The sequence below is a fragment of the Novosphingobium sp. CECT 9465 genome, assembly GCF_920987055.1.
Taxonomy (GTDB): domain Bacteria; phylum Pseudomonadota; class Alphaproteobacteria; order Sphingomonadales; family Sphingomonadaceae; genus Novosphingobium.
This window is the reverse complement of record NZ_CAKLBX010000003.1, coordinates 1-24,826: the sequence shown is the minus strand read 5'-3', so window position 1 is coordinate 24,826 and position 24,826 is coordinate 1. Positions and strand designations below refer to the sequence as shown.

Genomic DNA, 24,826 nt, shown 5'->3' with positions numbered 1-24,826 from the left:
CGCCCTGTGGCGTTCGAAGGCAGGGCAGTTCATCGCGTGCCTTCCCGCTCGCAGATCCGGGTACGGCCATCGCCTTCCACGATGGTGAGCTGCGACCCCTTGAAGGTCGCGGTGGCTGTTTCGCCGACATATTGCAGGCCCTGCGCTGGCGCGGTCAGCATCATCGGCGGTCCCCCGTTGGAGCGCCGCAAATCGATCTGCAGGCCGTTGTCCTTGTAATCGACGAACAGCGGTTCCCCGTCGGAACAGCGATATCTATGCCGCCCCATTTCCCCGGTCGCCACGGCGCTGTCGGACGAATGGATCTGCTGCTCCGTTGGCGGGGCTGGCGGCTTTCTTTCCGAGCACGCCGCGAGCCCGACAACGAGGATGACGGCGGGCAGCACCCGCTTACAGTGCATCATCATCGCGCCTTCCTCCTGTAGCGGAAGGGGACGCGCTGACGATTGATAGCCCGGGCAGGCTGACCTACCCGCCAGCGGAGATAGGTTGCGAGGCGATCGTCAGATTCGACCATCAGGGATCGCAGGCGGCGCAACATCATCGCCGCGAACGGCAGGGAGAGCGCCCCGCGCAGCGTGCAGCTATGCGTTAGCCTGGTGCCGCCATCGTCCCCCGCCAGCTCGTACCGCTCTTCGAGCGTGAACAGATAGGGGATGCCGCAGGACCAAGCGAAGGCGTGCGGTTTATCGAATCGATCAATCCGTGCTGGCGTCCGAATTGGCCGGGTGATGCCCTGGATCGCAAAGGTGCATTCTGTGTCGCCGAGCCGGGACGGATCATCGAGAAATACGAGCGGACTCCACGCCCGGCGATGATCCGGATCGGTGAGTGCCGACCAGATGCGCAGTGGCCCGCCGTGAAGCATCGAGCTGGTTATGGTGCGAGGCATATCCCCATCTCCCAGAGATGGGCGGGGCGATCGCGGATCGCCCCGCCCATCCATCAGGCCAAGTTGTTCACGAAGGTCTGACCGTGGTCGTCCCCTTCATGCTCCTCATTGTAGTGCTCGGGTTTCTCGATCACTTTCTGCCCGAACCGGGCATAGAGTGTCGGCAGCACGAACAGCGTAAGAAGCGTCGCCGAGATCAGACCGCCGATGACGACCGTCGCCAAAGGCTTTTGAACCTCTGCGCCGGCGCCTTCGCCCAGCGCCATCGGCACGAAGCCGAGGCTGGCGACTAGCGCGGTCATGATGACGGGTCGCAGACGCTGCATCGCGCCAACATGCGCGGCTTCCTCGCGGCTCATCCCTGATCGGATCAGATCTTGGATCGAGCTGACCATGACGAGGCCGTTGAGGACCGCGATGCCCGAGAGGGCGATGAAGCCCACTGCCGCCGAGATCGAGAAGTCCATGCCCCGCAGGAACAGCAACAGGACGCCGCCCACCAGCGCGAAAGGCACGCCGGTGAACACGATCGCGGCGTCGCGGACCGATCCCAACGCCCCGTAGAGGAGCAGCAGGATCAAGATGAAGCAAGCCGGAATGACCAGCTTCAGCCGTTCGCTTGCCGATTGGAGGTTCTCGAACTGGCCGCCCCATTCGAGATAGGTGCCGGCAGGCAGCCGGAGTTGGCTGCCGATCGCCGCCTGCGCATCCGCCACGACGGATCCGACGTCGCGGCCACGCACGTTGGCTTGCACCACCACGCGCCGCTTGCCGTTCTCGCGGCTGATCTGGTTCGGACCATCGACCACCTTGATCTCGGCGACGCTGGACAGCGGTACATAGCCGCCGCCTGCCACCGGCACCTGCACCTGTTGGAGCAGGCCGATGTCGGCACGCTGCGCCTCCGACAGGCGGATCACCACGGGGAAGCGACGGTCGCCCTCGAAGATCTGGCCCGATGTTCGCCCGCCGATCGTCGCAGTCACGGTGTCCTGCACATCCTGAGCCGTAACGCCCAACCGCGCCATCGCGTCGCGGTTGACGCGAATGTCGAGCATGGGAAGACCGGTCGTCTGCTCCACCTTCACGTCCGCTGCGCCTTGCGTTCTGCGCAGCACCGCCGCGATTTGCTCGGCCGTCCGGTTCATCGTGTTGAAGTCGTCGCCGAACACCTTCACCGCGATGTCACCGCGCACGCCGGCGATCAGCTCGTTGAAGCGCATTTGGATAGGCTGGGTGATCTCATAGGCGTTGCCCGGGATTTTTGCGAGATTTCCCTCGATCCGGCTGACCAGCTCCTCCTTGGCAAGATCGGGATTTGGCCAATCCTTGCGCGGCTTCAGGATGACGAACATGTCGGTGGCGTTGGGCGGCATCGGGTCGGAAGCGAGTTCCGCCGTGCCCGTCTTGGAATAGACGAACGCCACCTCCGGCTGCTTCGACATCATCCGTTCGATCGGCACCTGCATCGCCTGACTTTGCTGGACCGACGTGGCGGGGATGCGCAGCGATTGGATCAGCAGGTCGCCTTCATCGAGCTGTGGCAGGAACACCGAGCCGAGCGTCGTGAAGGCGAGCGCCGCCACGACAAGGCTGCCGACACCCGCGCCGATCGTCAGGGTCGGGCGCTTCATTGCCCGGTCAAGACCGGGCTCGTAGCGCTTCTTCAGCCACGTGATGATGCGGCCGTCCTTCTCCTCAACCTTCTTCGACAGCCAGATCGCGATCATGGCCGGCACGAAGGTGATCGAGAGGATGAAGGCGAAGGCGAGCGCGATGATGACGGTGAGCGCCATCGGCACGAACGTCTTGCCCTCCACGCCGGTCAGCGTGAGCAGCGGCACATAGACAAGGATGATGATCGCCTGCCCGTATACCGAGGGGCGGATCATCTCGCGCGCGGCGGCCGCCACGGTCGCGAGCCGTTCCCTTACGCTCAGCAAGCGACCTTCATGATGCTGTTGCTCGGCAAGCCGTCTCAGCGCGTTCTCCACGATGATGACAGCGCCGTCGACGATCAGACCAAAGTCCAAGGCGCCAAGGCTCATCAGGTTCGCCGAGACGCCGGCACGCAGCATCCCGAAGCCGGTCAGCATCATGGTGATCGGGATGACCAGCGCCGCGATCAGCGCCGCGCGGAAATTGCCGAGCAGCAGGAAGAGCACGACGATGACCAGCACCGCGCCTTCGGACAGGTTTTTCGCGACCGTCTTGATCGTCGAATTGACCAGCTCGGTGCGGTTCAGCACCGGCTGAATTACGACGTCAGGAGGCAGCGAAGCGTTGATCGTCTTCAGTTTCTCAGCGACCGCGGTCGACACGATGCGGCTGTTCTCGCCGATCCGCATGATCGCCGTGCCGACGACGACTTCGGTACCGTTCTCCGATGCCGAACCCATGCGGATCGCCTGACCCGTCTTCACAGTCGCAACTTGTTCGACCGTGATCGGCACGCCGTTACGTGTCGCGATCACGGTCCTGGCCAACTCGCTGGCATTGCGAACGAGCGCATCCGAGCGAACAGCCAGACCTTCGCCATTGCGATTGACGAAGCCACCGCCGACGCTGGTGTTATTGCGCTCCAGCGCATTTCCCAGGTCCGTCAGCGTGATGCCGAGCGAGGCCAGCTTCTGCACGTCGGGCACGACGAGGAACTGCTTGGCGTAACCGCCAATCGAGTCGACACCGGCGAGGCCCGGTGTGGTCTTCAGAAGCGGCGTCACGATCCAGTCCTGCGCGGTGCGCAGGTAGGTCGCCTTGTCCTCTTCGGTCGTCAGTCGCTCGCCCTCTGGCGTGATGTAGCTGCCATCGGGCTGTTGGCCCGGTTCACCGGGCTTGTGCTTGTCGTCCTCGCGATGATCGAGACGAACGGTGTACATGTACACCTCGCCCAGGCCTGTCGCGATCGGACCCATTTCAGGGTTCACGCCGTCGGGCAGATTCTCTTGCACGCCCCGCAGACGCTCGCCCACCTGCTGGCGGGCGAAATAGATGTCCGTCGCGTCCGAAAAGACCGCCGTGATCTGCGCGAAGCCGTTGCGGCTCAACGAGCGCGTATATTCCAGGCCGGGGGTGCCGGCGAGCGCGGTTTCGATTGGAAACGACACCTGCTTCTCGACCAGCTCGGGCGAGAGGGCAGGCGCGCGGACGTTGATCTGGACCTGATTGTTGGTGATGTCCGGCACCGCGTCGATCGGTAGCCGGTAGAGGGAAAAGGCGCCGATGGCGGCGACGATGACGGTGAGGAGCAGGACTAGCCAGCGCTTCTCGACCGCCCAGGTTACGATACGGGCGATCATGGCTTAATCCTCGTGGCTCGCTTCGCCCTTGCCGATCTCGGCCTTGAGCGTGAAACTTCCGGTGGTGGCGATCTGTTCGTTGCCGGTCAGGCCCGACCGGACGATCACCGTGTCGCCCGACGCATCGCCGAGCTGGACCGGGGTCGCCTTGAAGCCGGTGGGCGTGCGCACGAACACGACCGACTTGCCCTCGAAACTCTGGACCGCCGTCGTCGGCACGCGGACCGCCCCGCTCCCGCCGCTGCCCGTGAGCTGCACGGCTGCCGTCACAGGCTCGCCGACCCGCCATTCGCCACCGCGATTGTCGAGGGTGGCGAGCGCAGGCACGAGCCGCGTCTGCGGATCAAGCGCCGGCGACACGAAGGTCACGCGGGCGGTCGCCTGACGGCCTGCCGCCTTCACCAGCACCGTATTGCCGGGACGCACCCGGCCCGCATCCTCGGGCTTGAGATTAAGCGCGATCGACACCTGGCTCAGGTTGGCGATGCGATAGAGTTCGGCATCCGCCGCGACCGTTTGTCCCAGCGTCACGGGGCGCGCAATGATCTGGCCCGAGATCGGCGCGGCAATGCCGAGCCGGTTGAGCCCGCCGCCGCCGACACCCGCCGCCGAAACCATGCTCTGCGCCTGCGTCAGGGCGATCCGCGCCTCCGTCGCCGCTGTGCGGGCGGCGATCAGATCCTGTTCAGGGGAGACTCTCTGCGCGAACAGCCGCTGTTCGCGCGCGAGGTTCGAATTAGCGAGCTGAAGCCGCGCCCGCGCCGCCTCGACCTCGCCCTTGATCTGCGCCGCCTCGCGGCTTTCGATGACCGCAATGGTCTGGCCGCGTCCGACCGATTGGCCGAGGTTACGGGTGAGCGCGACCACGCGTCCCGCAATTGCGGCCGAGACGACCTGCGTTCCCTGTGGGTCGCCCTCGATGATCGCGGGCAGCTCGATCGTCCCGGCCCCGCCGATGATCGGCCGTCCAATCTGCACGCCCGCTGCGGCGATCTGATCGGCGCCCAGCGTGACCACGCCTTCATCGGCATGACCGCCTTCGGCACCGCCCTTTTCCGTGCCTGCCGCTTCGTTACCGGCTGCGGCATTGGCGGTCGCCTCGTTCCCGGCATCCTTGCCGCCACAGGCAGCCAGCAGCAGGGCGAGCGATGCGACGCCCGCGAGATAGAAGTTCTTCATCACTGGTTTCCCCCATTGGGCGCAGGAGCGGTCAATCGCTCCACCTGCGCGCGGGCATTTTGATAGTTGGCGAGCGCGTCGATCGCGGCGACCCGCGTCTCGGCGAGGGTGCGTTCCGCATCGAGCAATTCGAGCTGGCCGAACTTGCCCTCGCGATAGCCAATCCGGGCGATGCGGGCGGCCTCCTGCGCAGCCGCCAGCGCCGGCCCCGACGCCGCGCGTGCGGTCGTCGCGGCATTGGCCGCCTGTGCCTGCGCGTCCGTGATGGCCTGTTCGATGTCGAGCGCGGTCACGCGGCGCTGTGCATCCGCCTGCGTCCGCTGCGCGGTCGCCTGCGCGATCGCCGCGCGACCGTTGTTGAACACCGGGATCGGGATCGACACGGTGAACACCGCCGCCATGTCGTTGGTCGCTTCCAGTCGGCGGATCGCAGGTCCGACGTTCAGGTCAGGGACGCGATTAGCGCGCGCGAGCCGCACGCCGGCCTCGGCGATCGAGAAATCCGCGTTGGCCGCCGCCAGCGCCAGCGTGCCGGTCGTGTCAGCCGGCGCGATCGGCCCATAGACGTTCGCCCCCGGGAGGCGATCGAGCAGCGTGTCATCGAGCGCACCGTCAATCGGTCGCCCGATCCGGCGCGCCAGATTGGCCCGCGCCGCCTCAGCCAAGCGAAGCTGCCGCTCCACATTGGCGTCGGCGTTGATGCGCGCGACATCTGCGCGCTGTTGCTCGAGCGGGGAGGCGCGCCCCGCCTGCACGCGAACGCTCGCAGCCCGCAGCGCGTCGCTGGCGATCCGGGCCTGATCCCGCGCCGTCGCCACCCGGCGATCGGCCGCGACCGCTTCGACATAAAGCTGCGTCACCTGAAGCCGGACATCCGCCGCGATGATCGCGGCCTGGATCTCGGCCCGGGATAATTGCGCATTGGCGACCGCGACGCGGGCGCCGCGCTTGCCGCCTAGCTCGATCGGGATCGCAAAGCCGACCGTGGATTCCGCGCTGCGGACCCCACGATACGGACCCGAGCCGATGACGTTCTCAACCTGGCCCTGGACAACCGGGTTGGGCCGCAGTCCGGCGACCGTGCGGCCCGCGCGGGCCGCATCGATCGCGGCTGTTGCCGCTTCGGCAGCAGGGGCCGAACCGCCCGCTGCACTGACCGCTTGGTCAAGCGTGTAGACCGGCGCGTCCTGCGCAAAAGGCGCGGACGGTCCGACCTGCGCCTGCGCCATAGTGGCGCACGACGCTGCGGCCAGCATGGCCGCGAGGATACGATGCATGAAAATAGGACTCCTGACGATGATCGACAGGGGCGCGCCAACGCGCGCCCAAATCGGACGTCAGGCTTGGGGGGGTCTCAAATGGACCGTGCCGGTGCGGCCATCGAGCGACGCAGAGGCGGAGATAGTCGGCTTGGGCATCGTGAGGACGTGGGTATATTCCATCGTCGTGCGCGCAGGCGCACCAACGTCATGCCCGTGGCAATAATTGTGATGGTGCGGGACGTTCTTGTCCGAATCCGATGGCACTTGATCGATGTCGCCATCGGTATGGATTGTGAACTCGACGCCCGCGATGCTCCCCCCCGCCAGATCGGCGGCGTGAGCCATGCCGGAGAAACTGGTGAGGACCAGCATCAGGCATGTCAGGAGAGGCAAAAAGGCTCGCACTAGCTTGCCTCTATCACGGAAGGGTTTTCATGTCATTGCACTAATTCGAACCAAGGGTCACTGAGCCGGAACCCGAGCGGGATCGGTCGCGCCCGTTCCAGGCGAACCCGACCGCAATGGCGACCGCCATCAGGAGTTGCGCCAGCACCGATTGCCAAGTGGGAAACACGCCGAGCATCGACAGCCGTGGCACGTCCGCGAGCGGTGCGATGTTGATAAGGCCGGCTTCCTGGAGCGCGGCGACGCCTTTACCCGCCAGCACGACGGTCAGGACCGCCATGAGCCAGGAGCTATAGCGGAAGAACTGCGCGATCGGCAGCTTGCGACTGTAGCGAAGCATGGCCCAAGCGATCAGGCTGAGCAGTCCAATCGCCGACCCGGCCCCCGCGAGAAGCATCCCGTTGTCACCTTGCGCCGAAAGCGCGGCATAGAACAGGATCGTCTCGAAGACCTCGCGATAAACTACGACGAACGCCAGCCGAACAGGAACCAGCCCGACCCGCCCGAGAGCGCCCGCGACATCTTCTCGCGAATATAGCGCTGCCACTGATCGGCCTGCGCCTTGCCGTGCATCCAAATCCCGACCGAGAGCAGCACGACCGCGGCGAACAGCGAGCCAAACCCTTCCGTCAGCTCCCGGCTCGCACCGCTGATCCCGATCGCATAGGTGGCGACCGCCCAGGTGATCCCGCGCGATGATCGCGCTGACCCAGCCGCCATGCACGTACCGCAGCGCCTCGCCGCGCTCGGCTTTACGCAGGAACGCGATCATGGCGACAACGATGAGCAGGGCTTCGAGCCCTTCACGCAGCAGGATCGTGAACGCGCCCAGGAACGTGGACGCTTCGGTGGCGGCATCAGGCGCGAGCGCCGCTTCCGCATCGTCGAAAAGGCCGCCCAGTACTGCGACCTTCTCCGCGAGATCATCGGGCGACGCGCCCCGGTCGATCGAGGCGCGGAACTCCCCCATCGCGCCCTCGATTCGACCCATCAGCGTCGCGTCGCGCGCGGTGAGTGTTGGCTCGATCGGCTCGAACCACATCGAGATAGGCCGACAGCGCCAGCTCTTTCGCCATGCGCGCATCGCCGCGCCGCGCAGCCGCCACGCTTTCGGCGAGTTTGGCGCGGGCGACCGCGAGCGAGCCGGGAGCCTGTTGTATCACCTGTTCGGGATGACGACGCAGGAACGCGAGCACTGGGTCAGCCTTGGCGTCGCCGATCGCCGCGCCGAGCGCGGCCGGGTGAGCGCGACCAGGGTTTTCAGGTCCGGAATGCGCCGGCGAAGGGTCGGGTCGGATTTCCAAAGCCGCTCGCCTTCGCGCGCCTGCGCATCCGTGAAGGCGAAGCTCCCGGCTCGGAATGCTAACGCCCAGCGCTGATCGTTGGGCAGATCGGCGAAGCTCTGCATCGCGGTCCCGTCGATGCCTTGCGTCACCACCTGATAGAGCGCGAACACGCTGCGCTGGCGCGCGCGCTCGGCATCGGTGAAAGCAATCGGGGGCGTAGCGAGCTTGGCGGCGTCAGGGCCACGGCCGTTGCCCGTCATCCCGTGGCAGGACGCGCAGGATTGTCGGAACAGGGCATCGCTGGAGACGAGGTTCGGAGCCTTATCGGGCGCGAGCGGCACCGGGTAGGCGCGCAACAGATCGGCCGCGAGCCCGTGCGCCAATGTTGCCACCTGTTCAGTCGGTCCCTTTTCGCGATCACCGCCTGGAGGTGGCAGCCCGCTGGATGAGGGCTTGACGCTCCGGCTTCGCCGGCAGGCCCTGAAGCCGTGTCGAGACCGACGCGGCGAACTCCGTCATCTCGGCATATTCCGACGTGCTCTTGATCCGACCGTTGGCGACGCGCCGCCATAATCGACGGCCATATAGTCGAGCAGCCGCCATGCGGTTTGCACGTCGCCGGGTTCGGCGATTGCCGCAGCAGGGATCAGCAGCGCCGCGAGCGCGGAGAGCAGCCGCAACGAGAGCATTGCCCGGATCAACGCGAGCAGACGCACTACCGCTCTCCCAATTCGCGCCGAGCGCCAGTGACGATTTCATAAGCGGAGTGGAGGAACAGGAGGGCGATGAGGCCGGCGACGGCGAGGTCCGGCCAGGCGCTTCCTGTCCACGCCACCAGACCGGCCGCGGCGATCACCGCCACGTTGGCGAGCGCGTCGTTGCGGCTGAACAGCCAGATCGCGCGAACATTGGCGTCCCCTTCCCGGAAACGCGCAAGCACCAAGGCGGACACGACATTGATCGCGAGCGCGACAACGCCGATTGTGCCATCAGTTCGGCATCGGGCGCGGTTGCGTTCAGGGCGCGCCAAATCGCGAAACCGATTACGCCCACGCCAAGCGCACCGAGAAACAACCCCTGCGTCAGCGCGACCTTTGCCCTCGCCCGTGCGGACCAGGCAAGCGCGAGAGACCGATAAGGCTGATCGACCCGTCCCGAGAAAATCGAGGGAAATCCGCTTTCAGCGCTTGGCTATCGGCGATGAACCGCCGAACAGCTCGGCGACTCCGAAGCCGAGGTTGAGCACCACGGACGGTCAGCAGCGCACGGCGATAGGCCGGATCGGTTGCGCGCGCGCGGGCTCCCCGTGGCACCCGCAGCTTTCGGTAGAAGCATTCATGCGGCCTTCTTACCACTCCAGTCGCTGTAGAAGCAAGCGAAATGTGCGACACGTTCGCATAAGCAAGGATGGCATGATGAAGCGGTGATGATTGGGCAGTCGCCAGCGAGACCTCGACGAAGGTGACGACGATCCGCTTTTATGAGTCGATCGGGTTGCTCCGATCCGCCCTCGCACGGCGTCGGGTCGCAGAACCTACGATGCCAGTGACATTGAGCGTTTGCACTTCATCCGCAACGGTCGCCGGCTTGGCTTCTCCGTCGACGAGATCCGTTCGTTGATGGGGCGGAGCAGAACCGGACCAGGATGTGGGCCGCCTCAGCTATCGCTGCTCAGCACCTCAAGGATGTGGAGGAGAGACTGGCGCAACTCGCGGTGTTGCGGGATGAGTTGGCAATGCTCAGCCAGAGCTGCACCAAGGCGCGCATGGCGATTGTCGGATCATGAAGGCGATCGGCAAAGGCCACCTCAAGCCGATCAATAATAATCGGCCAGCCTGAGCTCGCGCACATCACCGAGGCCATCGTCAGCTTTACGAGGGTGCCAGCAGGACGGGAGCGCACTTGCCAGAGCTCCCCACGCGTATAGTTCGCATCGATCGAATGGCCGTTCACCGCCACGATCCGGTCGCCGACGCCCAGCCAGCCTTTTCCGCGGGACTGTTCGCCGCCACATGAAACAACGGTGAGCGCCGTGGTGAGGCTGCGAGGCCAAGGCGCTACGGTCCTTCAGCATCGGCAGGCGACGACGAGGACCGAGTGGCCGGAGCCACACGAATCCGGCGGTCACGTCGAACACCACGTCGAATTGAGCGATCAGCGGTAGGCCGACATTGCCAACCGTGCTGGTGGAGAGCCAAGCTCTCATCCGAGTGTGGGGACGTTCGAGACGCCAAGCCTTCGAGTTGATGTTCTGGATCGTGAAAGCATCGTTGATACGCACACATCGACGCCGCGATCGCCGCGGTCGAGACGAGCTTCCCGTTCAACAGCCTTGATCGCGGGCATAGGCCGACGAGAGCATCAGCGCGGCCGAGCTGCCAAGATCGATCATCAAGGGCACGGGAGGCAAACCCGAGACGGAAGCTCGAATGAACAGCTCCTGCTTGGCACCGCGCCCGAGCGCGACAGCGCGCCAGTCGGGACCGGCGAGAAACGTGCCTGACTTGACGACCGCCATACGCCTTTTCGCGAAATCGAGCGCGATGCAGCTACCCGTGAACATATCGGCACCGAGGAGGATATCGATCGGTCGTCCGAAGGCCGCCGACACTGAACTCAGATCACCAACGACGGCAAAGGGTAAGCGACGGGTTCGCGGGCGAAGCTGTACGTCGATGTCGCGGACCAGCAGCACCCGGGCCTTGGCGCTCAGCCCGCTAATCATGCGCGTCACCATCGTTCAAGCCGAGCTTCGCCGCGAGCGCCGTGCATGATCGACGCGCGCTGCCACTGTCGAGCACCGCCCGCACACGGCACTCCGCGCACTTGTGCCGAAACAAGGAGGGTATCACCCGTGCGACTTCCAGCGGCTCCCATTCGAGGTGAGCCGCACCGAAGTTCCACGCCGCAGACCGGGAAGTCTGTCGCGCGAGCGTTGGAGAACCGAGCACCAAGCCGGTTCCACAGGCCACCAGCCGCGCCACTAATGAGCGTCGAGACATACCGATTGCTTCAACACGGGCCGTCAAAAAGCCACCTCCAGCCCCCCGTCCGCAGGAGAGCAAATTGCGGTTACATGCTCCAGCCACTGGAGGAGCAAGTGCTTTTGGTGCGCCCGAAAATCCCAGAAGCGCTTGGAGAACTTTAGATGAAGGATGGTGCAGACCGCTTAGATGCCTTCCCGATAACGAACGGTTCCGGGGACGCTGGGCCGATCGGGACGCGAACGGTGTAAACGCTCGCGCTAAGTGGCGGCATTCTGATCGCGCTATTTGTCGGCGAGCGTCGCTACGCGGCTACCGGCTTGGTCTCGGCCGACTCGCACATAGGCGTAGAGTTTTGGCTTGGAGATGCCGAGCATCGAGCAAATCTTGGCGATCGGCATCGTGTTCTCGTGGTAGAGCCTGACGGGCAGGTCGCGCTTGTCCTTGCCGAGTGCGGCCGGCCGGCCACCCTTCTTGCCGCGAGCGCGGGCTGCGGTGAGACCGGCCTGGGTCCGCTCGCGGATCAGGTTGCGCTCGAACTCCGCCAATGCCCCGAACAGGTGGAAGGTAAGCTTGCCCGACGTGGTGGTCGTGTCGATCGCCTCGTGCAGGCTCAGCAGCCCGACCTTTTCCTCGTCGAGGTAGGTCATCCATCCGATCAGATCACGGAGCGAGCGGCCGAGCCTGTCGAGGCGCCAGACCACCAGTGTGTCGCCGGCGCGAAGCAGCTCCTTCACCTTTTCCAATCCAGGGCGAGCGGCAGTCGCCCCGGAGGCCTTGTCGGTGATGACCTTCTGCAGCCGGCAGCCTTCAGCGCATCACGCTGGAGGTCCAGGTTCTGCTCGGCGGTCGATACGCGGGCGTAACCGATTTTCATGCGTAGGGCCGGTGGCGCCCCGATCGGGCGCGGTTTGGGAAGAAAGTCGTCATCGGCAGGTCTATGTTGCCCTAGTTTTCTTTACCGGGTAGATTTACGTCGAACAGGCCGGTTTGGCAACGCGAGCGGACTCGCATGGCGATGGGCAGCAAATCTCCGTTTTCCTTACCTGCGACACGGACCGTCGGCGGTGACGCATCCGGCGCTTGTCCCGCCGCTGGCGATCGAGCGCTACCGCGTCCTTGAACCGCACCTCGCCGATGGCATCCCGCTCGCGGACCTCGCCGCACCGGCACGCTGAGCGAGCGGACGTTGCAGCGCTGGCTCGGGCGCTACCGTGCCGAAGGACTTGCCGGTCTCGCGCGTCTGCCGCGCAACGATCGGGGCAGGCTGCACCTGCCGGAACATCTGGTCGAACTGACCCGCACTCTCGCCACCAAGCGCCCGCGACCCCCGGTCGCCGCCATTCACCGAAAGGTGCAGGAACTCGCCATCGCGCATGGACACCGAACCCCCAGCTATGCGGCCGTCGCGCGTGTCGTCAGGGCGATACCGGCAAGCCAGATCGCCGCAGCCTCCGATCCGGCCGTCTACCGCGACCAGCACGAGCTAGTGCATCGGCGCGAAGCCGCGACCTCGAACGAGATGTGGCAGGCCGATCATACCGTTCTCGACATTCTCGTGCTCGATGATGCCGGAACCCCGGTGCGTCCTTGGCTGACCGTCATCGTTGACGATCACAGCCGAGCCATCGCCGGTTACTTCCTCAGCCTCGATGCCCCAGTGCCCTCAACACGGCGCTCGCCTTGCGGCAGGCGATCTGGCGCAAGCCCAATCCCGAATGGATCGTCAGCGGCATTCCCGAACAGCTTTACGTCGACAACGGCTCGGATTTCATCTCCGAGCATATCGAGCAGGCGTGCATCGCCCTCAAATCCGCCTCATCCATTCGCTGCCGGGGCGTCCTCGCGGGCGCGGCAAGATCGAGCGGCTGTTCCGCACCATCAACGACATGTTCCTGCCCGACCTGCCCGGCCACCTGATCGCGGGCAAGCCGCTGTCGGCGCCAGTGCTCACGCTCGACGAGCTGCGCGCCCGCTTCGAGGCGTTCGTGTGCGGCGTCTATCATCGTCGCCCGCATGGCAGCACCGGCGAACCGCCGATCACGCGCTGGCAGAAGGGCGGGTTCCTGCCCGCAATGCCCGACAGCCTTGAACAGCTCGACATGCTGTTCGTGCACGTGCCCAAGCCCCGTAAAGTGCTGCGCGACGGCATCCGTCTGATGGGCAGGCGCTATGTCGAACCCACGCTCGCGGCCTTCGTCGGCGAGCAGGTCGAGGCGGTCTATGACCCCCGCGACCTGACCGAGATCCACGTCTACCACCAGGGCCGGTTCGTCTGCCGTGCGCTCAGCTCCGAGCACGCTGGGCACCCGTCGTTGCGCGCGATCCAGCGCGCCCGGCGCGGCGCGAAGGAGCGCGACAAGCAGGGTGCCTGCCCCCACGGAGACCTTCGATGGCGACCAAGAGGATACGGCTTCCCGGCCCACCACCTACCGAGGGCTCCGGCTCTACGCCGCTGACGATTGAGTTCCTGGTCGAGCAGCCGTTCCTGGCGACCCGCGAACATGCCCGGTTCGTCGAGTTTGCCGAAGCCTGCGCGCACTACCGCTATATCGGCGTGTGTCATGGCCGGCCGGGCGTCGGAAAGACGCGATCGGCGCGCGAGTTTTCCAGCTTCCCCGACCTGGGGGAATATGCCGCGCTCCGTCCCATTGCCGCGCTCCTTGGCGAAAAGGTCGCTCGCTGCCGCGCCGTCTTCTACACCGTGTCGGTCAGCAACACGCCCAAGACGATCGACGCGGTGTTGGGCCTCAACCTCATTAAGCTGGGCTATGCCCGGCTGACGGTCCGGGGCGGCTCGCAGGACGAAATCACCCATGACGCCGCCCGCATCGCCTGCCCCTCGTCATCGTCGACGAGGCCGACCGCCTGACCATAAAGTCGCTCGAACATCTCGCGACATGGCCGATCGCCACGGCTTCGGGCTGATCCTGATGGGTATGCCGGGCTTGGAGAAGCGCCTCGCCCGCTATGCCCAGCTCTACTCGCGGATCGGCTTCGTCCACGAGTTCAAACCGCTTACCGAGACCGAAATGCGGCTGCTGCTCGCGACCCACGCCGGCGATTTCGGGATCAGCTTCGACCCGGCCCAACTCGACGCGATCGAAGCGCAGGCAGCCGTGATCCGCATCACGCGCGGCAACTTCCGGCTCATGGAGCGCCTGTTCGCGCAGATGCGGCGGATCATGACCCTCAACCGCGTCGAGGAGGTCACCGCTGACATCGTTCAGGCCGCGCGCGATTGCCTCGTCATCGGACCCGGCAACTGACAAATAGCGCGATCAGAACGCCGCCATTTAGCGCGAGCGTTTACCAGGATAAGATCCATACGGTTCCGGAACCACTTTCTTGTTTCCTCTTCGAAATTGGACTGTGCTGATGAGTTTGAGCGATGGTGGCTTCGCTCATACACTACGCGCTACCAGGCCCCTGCCCGTTTCTTAGGCTTAACGTTGTAGCTCAAGACCCCGGGGGCTCAGCCTCCCTTCTCCGGTTCTTGCCGCTGCGCAAATCCCTCGATCTACCTGCCGCCGTCGTGTGGTCGCACGGCATCATCCAAAGACCTATTTAGGCCGTCATGACTAGCCAATCTTCGCCATAAGGCGCCCCGCCGCCCCCTGCTCTGCCGCGAGATTGCGATTATAAGCGAGCGGCATCCGCGGCGACTTCCACCGCAGCGCGTCCATGATGCCGGCCAAATCCTCCCCGCTGGCGAACAGGTCCTGATTGAGCCCGATCCGCGTCGAGTGCGCACTGATCCCCTTCAGCAACCGCGCCAGATCGTCCGCCGTCAAATCGGGCAGCGGCGCCACGGTCGAACGCGCCGGCCGATGATCGACCGAAGATTGGTCCGATAGCCCGGGTGCAGCGCCACGGTGCCGATGTCATATTCGACGCGCGCCTTCACCCCGCCGGCTTGGACAGCGTCTTGCGCAGATCCCACGTCTCCCGGCCCGAGATGCTGTATCGGCCGACCGCGCACGGCTGCCCGCGCCTTGTAGCGCCGCACCTGCACCCGCCGGAACAGCGGCCCTGTCGTGATCCCCGCCGCTTCGGTCCACGCCGCGATCGCCGCGACGGTGCGCGGGCTGAGGTAGGCGGTCGCCCCCCTCCCCGTCGTCTTGATCGCCCTTATGACGCAGAAATCTGCAGCAGCCGCGCTTCGGATCGATCGCCTCCTCAATATGCTCAATGGCGACCGCCACCAGTTCGGAGGCGCGCAGCCCGGTGTCATAAGCGGCCGATAGCAGCGCCCGATCACGCAGCCCCGGCAGATCCTCGCCACAACTCTCGAGCAGCGCGCGGATGTTGAGCCCCCGCGCCTTGTCGCGCTCGACGTCGCGCACCGGGCCCTTGAACCGCAGCGGCCGCGCCTGCTTCTGCGCAGCCCCTTCTCGCGGCGCACCGTCTGGAGCCGCAGCTTCACCAGCGGCGCCGGCGTCGGATCCTTGAGCTCGAGCAGCTGGTGGATCTTGGCGATCGACGCCTTGTAGCGGGATAGCGAGGCCGGCCGGCTCCCCTTCCCGGCCCGCGCGTCGAGATAATCGGCCACGGTCTCGGCCGTCGCCGGCAGCGCGATCCGGTTGGTGCGCCCGACACCACGCGTCGAACGCTTCGACGTCGGATTTGAGCGCGCGGATGCTGTGGGGCGACGAGGCGCCCTGATAGGCGGCGATCAGCGCCTCGTTGACGGTGATGCGCTCGCCGGCGCGCATCTGCACGATCGTCCAAGCAATGTCGGCCGAAGCCCCGACGACCGGCAGGGTCGCCTCAGGCGCCGCCACAACGGTTTTCTGCCCTTCCTGGGCGGTTTCGATAGCCATGACACGCCTAGCTGCTCGGCGGCGCTTGTACCGCACGTTATAAAGGGGTGTCAAATCTGCTTATGTGATAACTGTATTATCGCAATAAGCGTTTTCTCGATCTAGCACCATGGAGTGCCGTCAGCAGTCGACCAATCATTGTCATTCAAAGCCGGTTTCCGACTTCCAAATGCGGACATGTTTTCCCGCTTGCTTCCGGGTCGCCCAATGTCAGAAAAGTCGGACGTTTGGGACTGTCCGGATTTACTCGCCAAGATGGAGAAGCGGTCTTTGATCTTGGCCCTGATCCGCTCATGCCAGTGCTACGTCCCAGCAAGGGAATGAGCGATCATTCGCGAAGGCGTTTGCCGAACCCGATCTTCGAGGACTTTCGGTTCCCTGGCCGAGGCCACGTCACGACTTCGCCGGCCCGGTCGGGAATCGCGTTCTACATCTCGATCCAGAGATGATCGATCTGGATCGGAGACAGGCCGGCGAGTCGTTGATGATGGGATCGCAGGAACGCCAGGCGCTGCGCTGCATCGTGGCCTAGCAGCGCCAACTTATCCGTGACCGACCAGTTTTCCACTGTGTCGCCTACGATCGCATCAACCCAGCTATCGAGCTGCTGTTTCCAATGCGGGATGTCGTTGACCTGGACATAGCCGATCATCGCGGCACGGCGATGGCTGCCACCGTGGTGCCCAGCCTTAAAGCGCTGAATCCCACCCGTCGAACTGAACCGGCTGATCAGGTACTCGCGTTCGTCGCGATCCGCCGCTGCGGGCGTGGGCAGGCGCTTGCATTCGATCGGGAGCAAGGTGCGATACTCGGTGTATTCGCGCCCTTCGATCCAGATGATGGCTCCGCTCGGGGCGACGGCAAGGTCGATCGCGCGGCGGCCATCAGCTTCATCAGGCTCCTCGCGCTTGAACTGGATGAAATCCCAGCCTGGCGCGTGGCGAGAGAGACTATTCAGCCGCGAGCAGAGCTGCGCCGTCAGCTTGGTCTCGCCGGTCGCCGCTTCGCGCGCCGGATCATCGCGCCAGCCCGCCAGCGCACCGCCGATGAAACCGACCAGCGCCGACAGCCATTCTCCGGGCTGATGGATACCGACACTCAGCGCTCCCGCCGGTCTACCGCGTTCGCCTTCGTCCGCCAGCACCTCAGAAGCCCTGCGCTCTGAGGTCGGCGAGCACGTCGTCGGCGTCCCGAAGCGCGATGGGGGCGTCCAAAAACGATGGCGATCGGGCTTCAACAAGAACACGAAGCCGTCGTCGTACAACCGGGTAATCCGCGTGATCGTCAGGCTGGTGCCCCGGCGCTCTTGGAGCAGCGCATCGAGCTTCTGGCGCAGTCCATCCGCGCCGGTCCAATCCACCTCGCCATCACCGAAGACATAGGCCTTGCAGATCGCCCCAGGCCAGCGCTGACCCGGCAGCGCCTTCAGGGCGGTACGCGGATAAACCGCATTGATCTGCCGGGCGAAAACGTCGTCGAATTCGGCAAGGGCTTCGCCCGGCGCGGGCCGCATGACGGCGGCGCCGGTGCCGAGGCGGATGAATTCGCGCTGGTGTTCGACCACATCCGCCGCAACGATCCGCTCGTTCTCGCTGAGGTCGAGGTCATGATCCTCGGGATAGGGCACGGCCAGAACGTCGGCGCTCAGAATGGCGGTGGCGCGCTGCGTGAAGAGCCGAGCGCTGATCCCCGCCACGTAGGCACGCAGAACCGTCGCTTCTCGGAAGAGCCAATCGTTGATCGCGCTCAGCGCACCGAGTTGCTCCGCCGGGGCCGCCAAGCCGACGATCTCGTGCTTGTAGGCGAGGTAGTGGCCGTTCCACACGCCATGGTGCAGATCCTCGTGCTCCTTGATGAGCAGCAAAGGCGGCGTGAAACGCCGCGCGGTCTTGGTGTCCTTGATCGGCTTGTCGGGCACGACGTCGAGAAAGCGCGTATCGAGCCCATCACGCGACAGGTTGCTGGTCGGAAGCAGCGGCTTGCCGACGAGGTGCTCCGCTGGGCGCGAGATGCCCTTCCGGCCGGCGATATAGCCTTCGCCGAAATCCCACTGATGCTTCTGCGCGAAATCCCGCAGAGTCGGATAATCGCGCAAGCGCTGGATCAGGTCGTGGACGCGGCTTCCGCCGAGCAGGTTCGCCCGCCAGATGTCGCGAGACTTCTCCGCGATCGCGTTGCCGAACCAGTGCAGGTCATAATAGTCGATGTCGAAGCCCTGCTCGGCCGTCGCCCGGCCGTTGCGGCGAAACACGGCATGAAGGAGGCGGCTGTCGGCGGTCGGCTGCACCGCCTCGGCAATGACCACGACGACCTTCGGGTCGGCCTCGCCCTTCTTGAAGAGGCCCCGAACCGAGACGAAGTCCAGAACCTCACGGACCGACCAGCGGCTGAAGAAGGACTGACGGAACGTGAGAGCGTGCTGGTTGTAGAGAAAGCCCGCGGGCTCGACCATCGCGAGCACGCCGCCCGGCGAAAGCAGCTCCATCGCCTCGCTGAGAAAGAGATAGGCGAGCTGGTTGTCGGCGAGCGCCCCATGCGCCTTGGTATAGGCGGCATAGCTTCGCCTCGCGCCGTCCGTCGTGAGAGCGGATTCGAACGGCGGATTGCCTACGACGACCGCGACCGGCGCCTGGACCAGGCCGCGCTCTTTGGCCTCGAAGAAGCAGCTCCAGTGGAGCGTGTTGTCGGCGAGCCGCGGAAACAGCTTGACGCTGGAGCGGATCTCTTCGGGCTGGAGAGCGTCGCACAGGCTCAGGCACAGGCTGAACGCGGCCAGTTCGACCGCCCCCTCTTCGAGATCGACACCCATGCACGCGCTGGAGCAGCGGACGCAGATCGTCGACATCCGGACGCGCCCAGCCGTTGCGCCAGCGCCAGTGCAGCACCAGCCGCTTGTATGCCTCGACCAGGAAGACGCCCGATCCGCAGGCCGGATCGAGGATGACCCGTCCCCGGCCATGAGCCGGTCGATACGGTCCCAGCTCAGCGTCTCTTCCAGCATTAGCCGAACCAACGCCGGCGGCGTGTAGATCGAGCTGGCCGCGTCTTTCACGAAGAGCTGGTAGATGTTGCTGATAAGCTCCACCGGCAGGTCGCGGAAGGAGTAGAGGCGCCAGAGGCTGAACTGCCCCGTCGAATCCTCGAAGCCCTCGACCAACCGCGCGTAGCTGCGAGTTCGGTGCTGTCGGCCAGCGCTGCGCGCTCTGCATCCTTCAGGCGGAACACATGTCCGTTGAACCGCTCTTCGAGCGCTTCGAGCAATGTTATCAACGCCGGACCATTGCCCAGAACCTCGAAAAAGTGGGTGGCGCCAGGCAAGGCGCGAGCGAAGTCGTCCGGCAGAAGGACCGACCGTTCCTCGAGATAGGCGATGAGCAGTGAGAGGATCAGTAATCGCCGCTGCAGCCCGCCATCGAGCAACCTACGCTCGCCCATCTGCCTAGCGAGCTCGCGGACTTCTTCGACCAGTTTACGATGGGCCGATTTCTGAGCCGAAAGCATCAGGCGGCAGGCATCGGGTCGTCCCAGATGGCGCCATTGCGGATGCGAGCGGCATCCCACCATACGTCCTGCACCGCGATCTCCGCGCCGATCGCCAGCGTGCGGATCGGCCGGCAGATTGGCGTGTCGTCGGGACCGACGAAATCGGGCGCATGCGCGCAGCGGAAGAGCTGAATCTGCCCCGGACCGGCGCGGTAGACGATCGGGACGCCGCTCCAGCTCCACAGCCGCTTGTGCAGCTCAGCGAAAGCCGATCGTCGGCATGCGCGGCAGCATCGAAAACGAAGGCCTGCGCGACCGATGCGCGACCATGCCGGCCAGCTTCGAAAAATACCGCGCGCGCGCCGTAGCTCGCGGCCTTCTCGATGAAGGCGACTTCCTCGGGGGGCCGCCCCGCCGGAACATAGCATCGACAGCGACCAGGCCATCGACGGCGGGCAGATCGCCCCCGCGCCCGATCGCGAAAAAGCCATTCAGCGCCTTCGAATGCAGCGCCGGGTGTGTGGAGCGTCACATCCCCTCCTCGGACCGAGGCGGATGGAAGGGCGAACGGCACCACGATCATTTCTGCCGCTTCTTCTTCGAGCGCGCGAAGCCCTCCTTCAGCAGATCGGTCATCGTGATCCCTTGGGAGACCGCGAAGCCTTGAACTCTTTCTTGAAGTCGGGACTCACCTTGAAATTGAGCGACTTGTTTCTCGCCGTCGCCCCCATGATTCCTCGTCGCCGGATGGGTTCGACTGCTGGCCAAGATACGCCCTCCACTGCGGCCATGTTCCCTCTCGGCTGCTTCGGTTTGGGCAGAAATACAGAATTTCCGCCTTTCTGGCAATCCGGAAAGAGGAATTCCTGAAATCTGGAAAGACAGAAATAAAGAAATCTGGATCGACTCCTCGACTCACGCTGGCTCAGGCGGATTGATGGAAACGGCTAAAAACCGTTGTCATAACGAAGAACACAATAGGAAACATTTGGTCAACCTGCGGCTTTGTGGCGCCGAATAAAAAAACCGACCCTATTCGTCCAGACTGGCTCCGGTCGACCAACGCTCGTCGCTCGGTTTCAGGAAATACCCTTCCTCGCAACAGGCCGGCGCCAGGGCGTGAGCGGCGCCTGTTCGTCAAGCCATTCGCCGATCGCGAACGGATCATCAGGAGAGGCATGTCCCTGCTCGCGCGGCCGACGATCGCGTTCGCGGCGGTGCGAATGCCAGCGCAGTACATGCGTCAGGCCCATCAGCGATACGGCGTTGATCCGTGAGGCGATTTGGCGGCTGCTTACGACCAGTTTAAGGCGCTCGCTGTTGCCGGTTGGAAGGACAGGCACTGCCAAGAGCGGTCGCCCGCTGATGGCATGCCTGTCCGGTGACGAACGATGGAAAAAAGGGCGCGATCCAGAATATGGGCACCGGGCGGTCGCTTTTTTTGATTTGGGATGCCTATAAAGGAACAAGCCCTTCCAAAACGGCTTCCAAAAAAATCCGGCAAACTTGACGCGCCACTAGGGATCGTCCGTGAGCGAGGCAGCCAAATAGACACTTGCTTCAAATTTTGCTTCGAGCGTACGAATTTTGTACTCGATGTCGGAATTTTCCGACTGATGTCGCGCACCGGCTTTCGCCTCTGCAATCCATGAACGTAGTTTGACGATACGCTGCTCAGCGCTCGCAACCCGGTTGCGGTAGTCTAGCAATTTTGCAGCGGCCTCGGCTCTGCGCTCCTCACGGGAATGTGTGGTCGCAATCTTCTCTTGCCGCTGTGCCCATTCCTGTGACGGCGGACTCAGCTGCCTTTCCAGAAAACCTTCCGCTTTTGCCAGTCTTTCTTATTGGAGTGTATGCTGTCCGATATTCTGGATTGCGTGGATTCCAAACGAGAAATTGATGTCCTCCCACCGGCTGATATGCCCATTCAGGCGGTCTACCATCTCGTGATAATTATTGCTTCCGCTGCATGTGATCGAACAGCAAAACAGCCCAACTGCTTTGCCCAAATTCATACGTGAACTCCAAAAGTGTGGCAGCCGTGAGGCTAAGTCGTGCCTGTGCTGCTGGATAGTGCAATGCTAGAGAGAAGGCGACGAGTCAGTCGGGTCCTTGCAGCTGTGGCGGTAGTGTCCCGCTTGCAAGGCCGCTCAATAAGCGTATGCTACGGGGGCTTCGAACCAACTGCAAATTCATAGCCTTTGCTACGAATTATCTTGTCGGTCGCGGCAGGGAATCTCGCGGATTGGCCGCGCGATACCTTTTAAATGGAGATTTTACATGGTTGCGAAAAGCGCGATTCTCGTCGATTTCGACAACGTTTTCATCACCCTTTGGGATCTCGATCGCGACGCTGCATTACGGTTCGCTTCCGAGCCCGCCGACTGGCTTCAGGTCCTCGCTAACACGCACCTGTCGGGCGATTCCCGGCGCTGGCTGGTGGCGCGCTGCTACCTCAATCCGCCGGTTACTTGCGCGCGGTAGGCGAGACCAACGACCGCCTGTACTCTCCGTTTTCGCCCGGGACTCGTACGTGCGGGGTTCGAAGTTATCGACTGCCCCGTAGTGGCGCGGGGGGCAAGAACGCGGCCGACATTCGCATTGTCATCGACGCGCTCGATCTTCTCGGCCACGTACTCGTTTCGACGAGTTTGTGCTCGCCTCCGGGACTCCGACTTTACCCCGTTGCTCCAGCGCCTGCGTGCCGAGGACCGCCGGATTACGATCATATCGCCGGGATACCTCTCATCCGCTTACACTGCTCTGGCAGATAGCATTGTCGGGTACGACGCTATTCGTGCCCTCGTCGCGGCAGACACGGAGAATCCACCGAGGAGGACCCGCCCGCCCGCTCTGAAGTTGCTGCAGATGGCGACAAGAATGCCGAGGCCCGAGACTGCATTCGCCGATTTTGTGCGAAAGAGGTATGAGGGGGCCAGCGCCCCGCTCAACCTTGCTGCCCTCGCGCTGGAGGCGGCCCGGGCGCTTCCCGGTGCCAAGCGTTCTCGCTGGTACGAGCACGTAGCTTTTTAGCGGCCGTCGCCGCCTAGGGCTACCGCATGTCCGCTTCTCGCAACACCACTGTGGATGAGGACAGGCACCAGCCTCCGCCGGCGCCACGGCCGGTGAAGCCGCTCAGCAACCGAAGCCCGTCGAACTCCTCTCAAAACGCCCTTGATCTGCCGCGAGTTAAGCAAGAGCATTGGCCGAGGCTATTCGAGCCCTGTCGACCTTCGCCGCGTCCAACGAGTTCAACCTAACGGAAGCGACGCGCTGGGCCGCGATGCGCTTGCCCGCGATGGTGTGTCCGTCCTCCGCTCGCCACGATCGGATACGTGGCGCGAGGCTGTCAGTTCGGAGGGGCCCGTCTAGACGCGGAGGTTCCACCGAGTGCGCAGGAGATCGCAAGGGCGTTCCTGGACGCAGTGATCGAGCGAGCGGGAGCTGTCGGCGTGGCGCTTGATACAAGAGCAGAACAAGAGATCGCCAGTTGGCTCGGGTTGACACTTCCGCCAGCAGGGTAAGGCGAACAGTGACCATTGAATACTGTCGTCGCTCCTCCGAGCCATCTCGGCGGAGCCAGTCAAGATCCACTATAGCCAAGAAGGCTCGGAAATGATTCTCCGACGCGGTAGGATGGACCCTATGGGCGAGAGCCAGCCTGCACACGGCCAGGTCCCGTTTATAGGTACGAGAGTGAACATGGAATAATGGACGGCTGCTCTTGCTAAGAGCGGCCGTTCATCGCGCGCAGTCGGAACGGCAGGAATGTCCCAAACTCAGTCATTCCAGCTTGCGAGACAGGCGACCAACCGCTCCTGCTTCGGCCGCTAAATTACGATTATAGGCGAGCGGCATGCGGGGACTTTTCCAGCGCAGCGCGTCCATGATCCCGGCCAAATCTTCGCCCGCGACGAACAGGTCCTGATTAAGACCCACCCGCGTCGAATGAGCGCTTATTCCCTTCAGCAGTCGGGCCAGATCGTCAGCGGTAAGGTCGCCCAATGCGCCGCGATCGAAACGCACGCTGAATGATTGCCCGCCAGATCGGGCCGATCGATCCCGGATGGAGCGCCGCGGCGCCGATGTCATACTCGACCCGCGCCTTCACAGCGGGCTTGACAGCGTCTTGCGCAGATCCCAAGTCTCACGGCCCGATATGCTGTCGATCGAACGACCCTTCACAGCCGCCCGCGCTTTGTAGCGCCGTACCTGCACCCGCCGGAACAACGGCCCCGCGTCGATCCCAGCGGCCTCTCTCCACGCCGCGACAGCCCGCACAGAGCGGGGCGACAAATAGGCTGTGGCTCCCTCGCCCTCCTGATCGCCTTTGCTTCGCGCGATGGCGAGGAGGCGCGCTTCGGATCAAGCGCCTCGAGAATGTCATTGATGCTGATTGCGACGAGCTCCGATGCACGGAGCCCCGTGTCATAGGCCACCGACAACAGGGCTCGTCCCGCAGGCCTGGCAGATCGCCCGCGCACGCCTCCAGCAAAGCTCGCACATTCAGTCCGCGAGGACTGTCGCGCTCCACGTCTCGCACTGGCCCCTTGAAGCGCAAGGGACGCGCCTGAGCCTGCGCGGTGCCCTTCTCGCGCCGGATCGCGCGTAGCCGCAGCTTCACGAGATCAGCCTGGGTGGGATCCTTGAGATCAAGCAGCTGATGGATCTTGGCGATCGACGCCTTGTAGCGGCCAAGCGAGGCGGCTTGGCCCCCTGCCCTGCCCGCGCGTCGAGATAGTCGGCGACGATCTCGGGCGTGGCCGGCAGTTGTCGGCTGCCAAAGTTTCGATCATTCCTGACGCCAAGTTCAGGCCCGCTTGCCATAATTGATGGCAACGGATTGGCTGCTTGAGGCCATTATCTCCTCACCTCGCGCAGCATTCGCGCGTTGCGTTGGATGCCGGAGCCAGCTTGCGGCCATATCGCAGCGGTGGACGTCGACGTCCACCGCAGCGCCTGCGCGATCGGTCCGGCGTCTTCGCCGGGTGCGAACAAATCCTGGTCAACCCGACCCTGAGCGAATGCGTACTGAGCGCCGCGATCGCCGTGTCGAGGTCCTTGCCGACGAGATTGACGAGGTATCGTCTGCTGCCCGCTGTGCGACCCTCTTGATGATCAATCGCACCGCTGCCGGCGTCAGCGGTTCCTCGCCGATGACATAGGTTGTTGTTGCCAGCACGGGGTTTCGTGTCCGGAGACACTGTCGCGCC

19 protein-coding genes and 5 pseudogenes are annotated in these 24,826 nt (G+C 64.2%); 6 read left to right on the top strand and 18 right to left on the bottom strand.

What is annotated here, in order from left to right:
• Nucleotides 1–29: 29 nt before the first annotated feature.
• The 12 genes and pseudogenes from LUA85_RS19355 to LUA85_RS19295 all read right to left on the bottom strand — a co-directional run bounded on the left by LUA85_RS19355 (nt 30) and on the right by LUA85_RS19295 (nt 12,790).
• Nucleotides 30–407, bottom strand: a complete 378-nt coding sequence (locus LUA85_RS19355) for a hypothetical protein (RefSeq protein ID WP_004212880.1) — start codon at nt 405–407, stop codon at nt 30–32.
• Nucleotides 404–892: an SRPBCC domain-containing protein gene (locus tag LUA85_RS19350; protein ID WP_004212879.1), complete on the bottom strand. Its 489-nt coding sequence runs from the start codon at nt 890–892 to the stop codon at nt 404–406. Before LUA85_RS19350 ends, LUA85_RS19355 begins: the two co-directional genes overlap by 4 nt.
• A 53-nt stretch (nt 893–945) precedes the next feature.
• Nucleotides 946–4,191 carry an efflux RND transporter permease subunit gene (locus tag LUA85_RS19345; RefSeq protein WP_231472090.1) on the bottom strand — a complete coding sequence of 1,082 codons (3,246 nt, stop codon included), beginning with the start codon at nt 4,189–4,191 and terminating at the stop codon, nt 946–948.
• Between the two features lie 3 nt (nt 4,192–4,194).
• Nucleotides 4,195–5,370: an efflux RND transporter periplasmic adaptor subunit gene (locus LUA85_RS19340; RefSeq protein WP_231471587.1), complete on the bottom strand. Its 1,176-nt coding sequence runs from the start codon at nt 5,368–5,370 to the stop codon at nt 4,195–4,197.
• On the bottom strand, nt 5,370–6,647 hold the full coding sequence (locus LUA85_RS19335) for a TolC family protein (RefSeq protein WP_053556562.1): 1,278 nt from the start codon (nt 6,645–6,647) through the stop codon (nt 5,370–5,372). Before LUA85_RS19335 ends, LUA85_RS19340 begins: the two co-directional genes overlap by 1 nt.
• A 60-nt stretch (nt 6,648–6,707) precedes the next feature.
• Nucleotides 6,708–7,004, bottom strand: coding sequence for a hypothetical protein (locus LUA85_RS19330; RefSeq protein ID WP_053556596.1), 297 nt, complete (start codon nt 7,002–7,004; stop codon nt 6,708–6,710).
• 73 nt (nt 7,005–7,077) lie between these two features.
• A pseudogene (locus tag LUA85_RS19325) lies at nt 7,078–9,039 on the bottom strand (FTR1 family protein).
• Nucleotides 9,039–9,662: pseudogene (locus tag LUA85_RS19320) on the bottom strand (cation transporter). The pseudogenes LUA85_RS19325 and LUA85_RS19320 overlap by 1 nt, the downstream one beginning before the upstream one ends.
• Nucleotides 9,663–9,994: 332 nt before the next feature.
• Nucleotides 9,995–10,282 (bottom strand): hypothetical protein, encoded by a 288-nt coding sequence (locus LUA85_RS19310; RefSeq protein WP_231472230.1) that lies wholly within the window; start codon nt 10,280–10,282, stop codon nt 9,995–9,997.
• Nucleotides 10,283–10,646: 364 nt separating this feature from the next.
• Nucleotides 10,647–11,060 carry a hypothetical protein gene (locus LUA85_RS19305; RefSeq protein ID WP_231472089.1) on the bottom strand — a complete coding sequence of 138 codons (414 nt, stop codon included), beginning with the start codon at nt 11,058–11,060 and terminating at the stop codon, nt 10,647–10,649.
• 551 nt (nt 11,061–11,611) lie between these two features.
• Nucleotides 11,612–12,184: pseudogene (locus LUA85_RS19300) on the bottom strand (recombinase family protein).
• Between the two features lie 231 nt (nt 12,185–12,415).
• On the bottom strand, nt 12,416–12,790 hold the full coding sequence (locus tag LUA85_RS19295; protein ID WP_231472088.1) for a hypothetical protein: 375 nt from the start codon (nt 12,788–12,790) through the stop codon (nt 12,416–12,418).
• 313 nt (nt 12,791–13,103) lie between these two features.
• On the opposite strand from LUA85_RS19295, the gene LUA85_RS19290 reads away from it, so the two are divergent.
• The 3 genes from LUA85_RS19290 to LUA85_RS19280 are packed head-to-tail and all read left to right on the top strand — an operon-like array spanning nt 13,104 to nt 14,576.
• Complete coding sequence (locus LUA85_RS19290) at nt 13,104–13,766, top strand: Mu transposase C-terminal domain-containing protein (protein WP_231472087.1); 663 nt, start codon at nt 13,104–13,106, stop codon at nt 13,764–13,766.
• A complete protein-coding gene (locus LUA85_RS19285) occupies nt 13,700–14,179 on the top strand; it encodes an AAA family ATPase (RefSeq protein WP_231472086.1) in 480 nt (159 codons plus the stop codon). The genes LUA85_RS19290 and LUA85_RS19285 overlap by 67 nt, the downstream gene beginning before the upstream one ends.
• Nucleotides 14,180–14,207: 28 nt before the next feature.
• Nucleotides 14,208–14,576, top strand: a complete 369-nt coding sequence (locus LUA85_RS19280) for a hypothetical protein (RefSeq protein ID WP_231472085.1) — start codon at nt 14,208–14,210, stop codon at nt 14,574–14,576.
• A 312-nt stretch (nt 14,577–14,888) separates the two neighbouring features.
• Here the strand turns inward: LUA85_RS19280 and LUA85_RS19270 are convergent.
• Nucleotides 14,889–16,130 (bottom strand): annotated as a pseudogene (locus tag LUA85_RS19270) (site-specific integrase).
• A gap of 427 nt (nt 16,131–16,557) precedes the next feature.
• The gene (locus LUA85_RS19265; protein WP_231472082.1) at nt 16,558–19,287 is read right to left on the bottom strand and encodes an Eco57I restriction-modification methylase domain-containing protein; all 2,730 of its coding nucleotides are present in this window, start codon (nt 19,285–19,287) and stop codon (nt 16,558–16,560) included.
• Between the two features lie 68 nt (nt 19,288–19,355).
• Here LUA85_RS19265 and LUA85_RS19260 point away from each other — a divergent pair, with 68 nt between their 5' ends.
• On the top strand, nt 19,356–19,511 hold the full coding sequence (locus LUA85_RS19260; RefSeq protein WP_231472081.1) for a hypothetical protein: 156 nt from the start codon (nt 19,356–19,358) through the stop codon (nt 19,509–19,511).
• Nucleotides 19,512–19,630: 119 nt separating this feature from the next.
• Here LUA85_RS19260 and LUA85_RS19255 read toward each other — a convergent pair whose 3' ends face one another.
• The 3 genes from LUA85_RS19255 to LUA85_RS19245 form a co-directional block, all read right to left on the bottom strand.
• The gene (locus LUA85_RS19255) at nt 19,631–20,059 is read right to left on the bottom strand and encodes a hypothetical protein (protein WP_231472080.1); all 429 of its coding nucleotides are present in this window, start codon (nt 20,057–20,059) and stop codon (nt 19,631–19,633) included.
• Between the two features lie 133 nt (nt 20,060–20,192).
• Nucleotides 20,193–20,381, bottom strand: coding sequence for a hypothetical protein (locus LUA85_RS19250; protein WP_231472079.1), 189 nt, complete (start codon nt 20,379–20,381; stop codon nt 20,193–20,195).
• Between the two features lie 311 nt (nt 20,382–20,692).
• Nucleotides 20,693–20,956, bottom strand: coding sequence for a hypothetical protein (locus LUA85_RS19245; RefSeq protein WP_231472078.1), 264 nt, complete (start codon nt 20,954–20,956; stop codon nt 20,693–20,695).
• 937 nt (nt 20,957–21,893) lie between these two features.
• On the opposite strand from LUA85_RS19245, the gene LUA85_RS19240 reads away from it, so the two are divergent.
• Nucleotides 21,894–22,097, top strand: coding sequence for a hypothetical protein (locus tag LUA85_RS19240; protein ID WP_231472077.1), 204 nt, complete (start codon nt 21,894–21,896; stop codon nt 22,095–22,097).
• A gap of 1,299 nt (nt 22,098–23,396) precedes the next feature.
• Here the strand turns inward: LUA85_RS19240 and LUA85_RS19235 are convergent.
• Nucleotides 23,397–24,440: pseudogene (locus LUA85_RS19235) on the bottom strand (tyrosine-type recombinase/integrase).
• Between the two features lie 197 nt (nt 24,441–24,637).
• Between LUA85_RS19235 and LUA85_RS21760 the strand changes: the two are divergent.
• Entirely contained in the window at nt 24,638–24,778 is a 141-nt protein-coding gene (locus LUA85_RS21760) for a hypothetical protein (RefSeq protein ID WP_371823741.1), read from the top strand.
• The last annotated feature ends 48 nt before the right edge of the window (nt 24,779–24,826 follow it).

What these genes read in the sequence shown, in the direction of transcription:
- LUA85_RS19355 (WP_004212880.1), bottom strand. Translation starts at nt 407, where the DNA reads ATGATGATGCACTGTAAGCGGGTGCTGCCCGCCGTCATCCTCGTTGTC.
- LUA85_RS19350 (WP_004212879.1), bottom strand. Translation starts at nt 892, where the DNA reads ATGCCTCGCACCATAACCAGCTCGATGCTTCACGGCGGGCCACTGCGC.
- LUA85_RS19345 (WP_231472090.1), bottom strand. Translation starts at nt 4,191, where the DNA reads ATGATCGCCCGTATCGTAACCTGGGCGGTCGAGAAGCGCTGGCTAGTC.
- LUA85_RS19340 (WP_231471587.1), bottom strand. Translation starts at nt 5,370, where the DNA reads ATGAAGAACTTCTATCTCGCGGGCGTCGCATCGCTCGCCCTGCTGCTG.
- LUA85_RS19335 (WP_053556562.1), bottom strand. Translation starts at nt 6,647, where the DNA reads ATGCATCGTATCCTCGCGGCCATGCTGGCCGCAGCGTCGTGCGCCACT.
- LUA85_RS19330 (WP_053556596.1), bottom strand. Translation starts at nt 7,004, where the DNA reads ATGCTGGTCCTCACCAGTTTCTCCGGCATGGCTCACGCCGCCGATCTG.
- LUA85_RS19305 (WP_231472089.1), bottom strand. Translation starts at nt 11,060, where the DNA reads ATGGTGACGCGCATGATTAGCGGGCTGAGCGCCAAGGCCCGGGTGCTG.
- LUA85_RS19285 (WP_231472086.1), top strand. Translation starts at nt 13,700, where the DNA reads ATGGCGACCAAGAGGATACGGCTTCCCGGCCCACCACCTACCGAGGGC.
- LUA85_RS19280 (WP_231472085.1), top strand. Translation starts at nt 14,208, where the DNA reads ATGGCCGATCGCCACGGCTTCGGGCTGATCCTGATGGGTATGCCGGGC.
- LUA85_RS19260 (WP_231472081.1), top strand. Translation starts at nt 19,356, where the DNA reads ATGTCCGTTGAACCGCTCTTCGAGCGCTTCGAGCAATGTTATCAACGC.
- LUA85_RS19255 (WP_231472080.1), bottom strand. Translation starts at nt 20,059, where the DNA reads ATGGCCTGGTCGCTGTCGATGCTATGTTCCGGCGGGGCGGCCCCCCGA.
- LUA85_RS19240 (WP_231472077.1), top strand. Translation starts at nt 21,894, where the DNA reads ATGGTTGCGAAAAGCGCGATTCTCGTCGATTTCGACAACGTTTTCATC.
- LUA85_RS21760 (WP_371823741.1), top strand. Translation starts at nt 24,638, where the DNA reads ATGCGTACTGAGCGCCGCGATCGCCGTGTCGAGGTCCTTGCCGACGAG.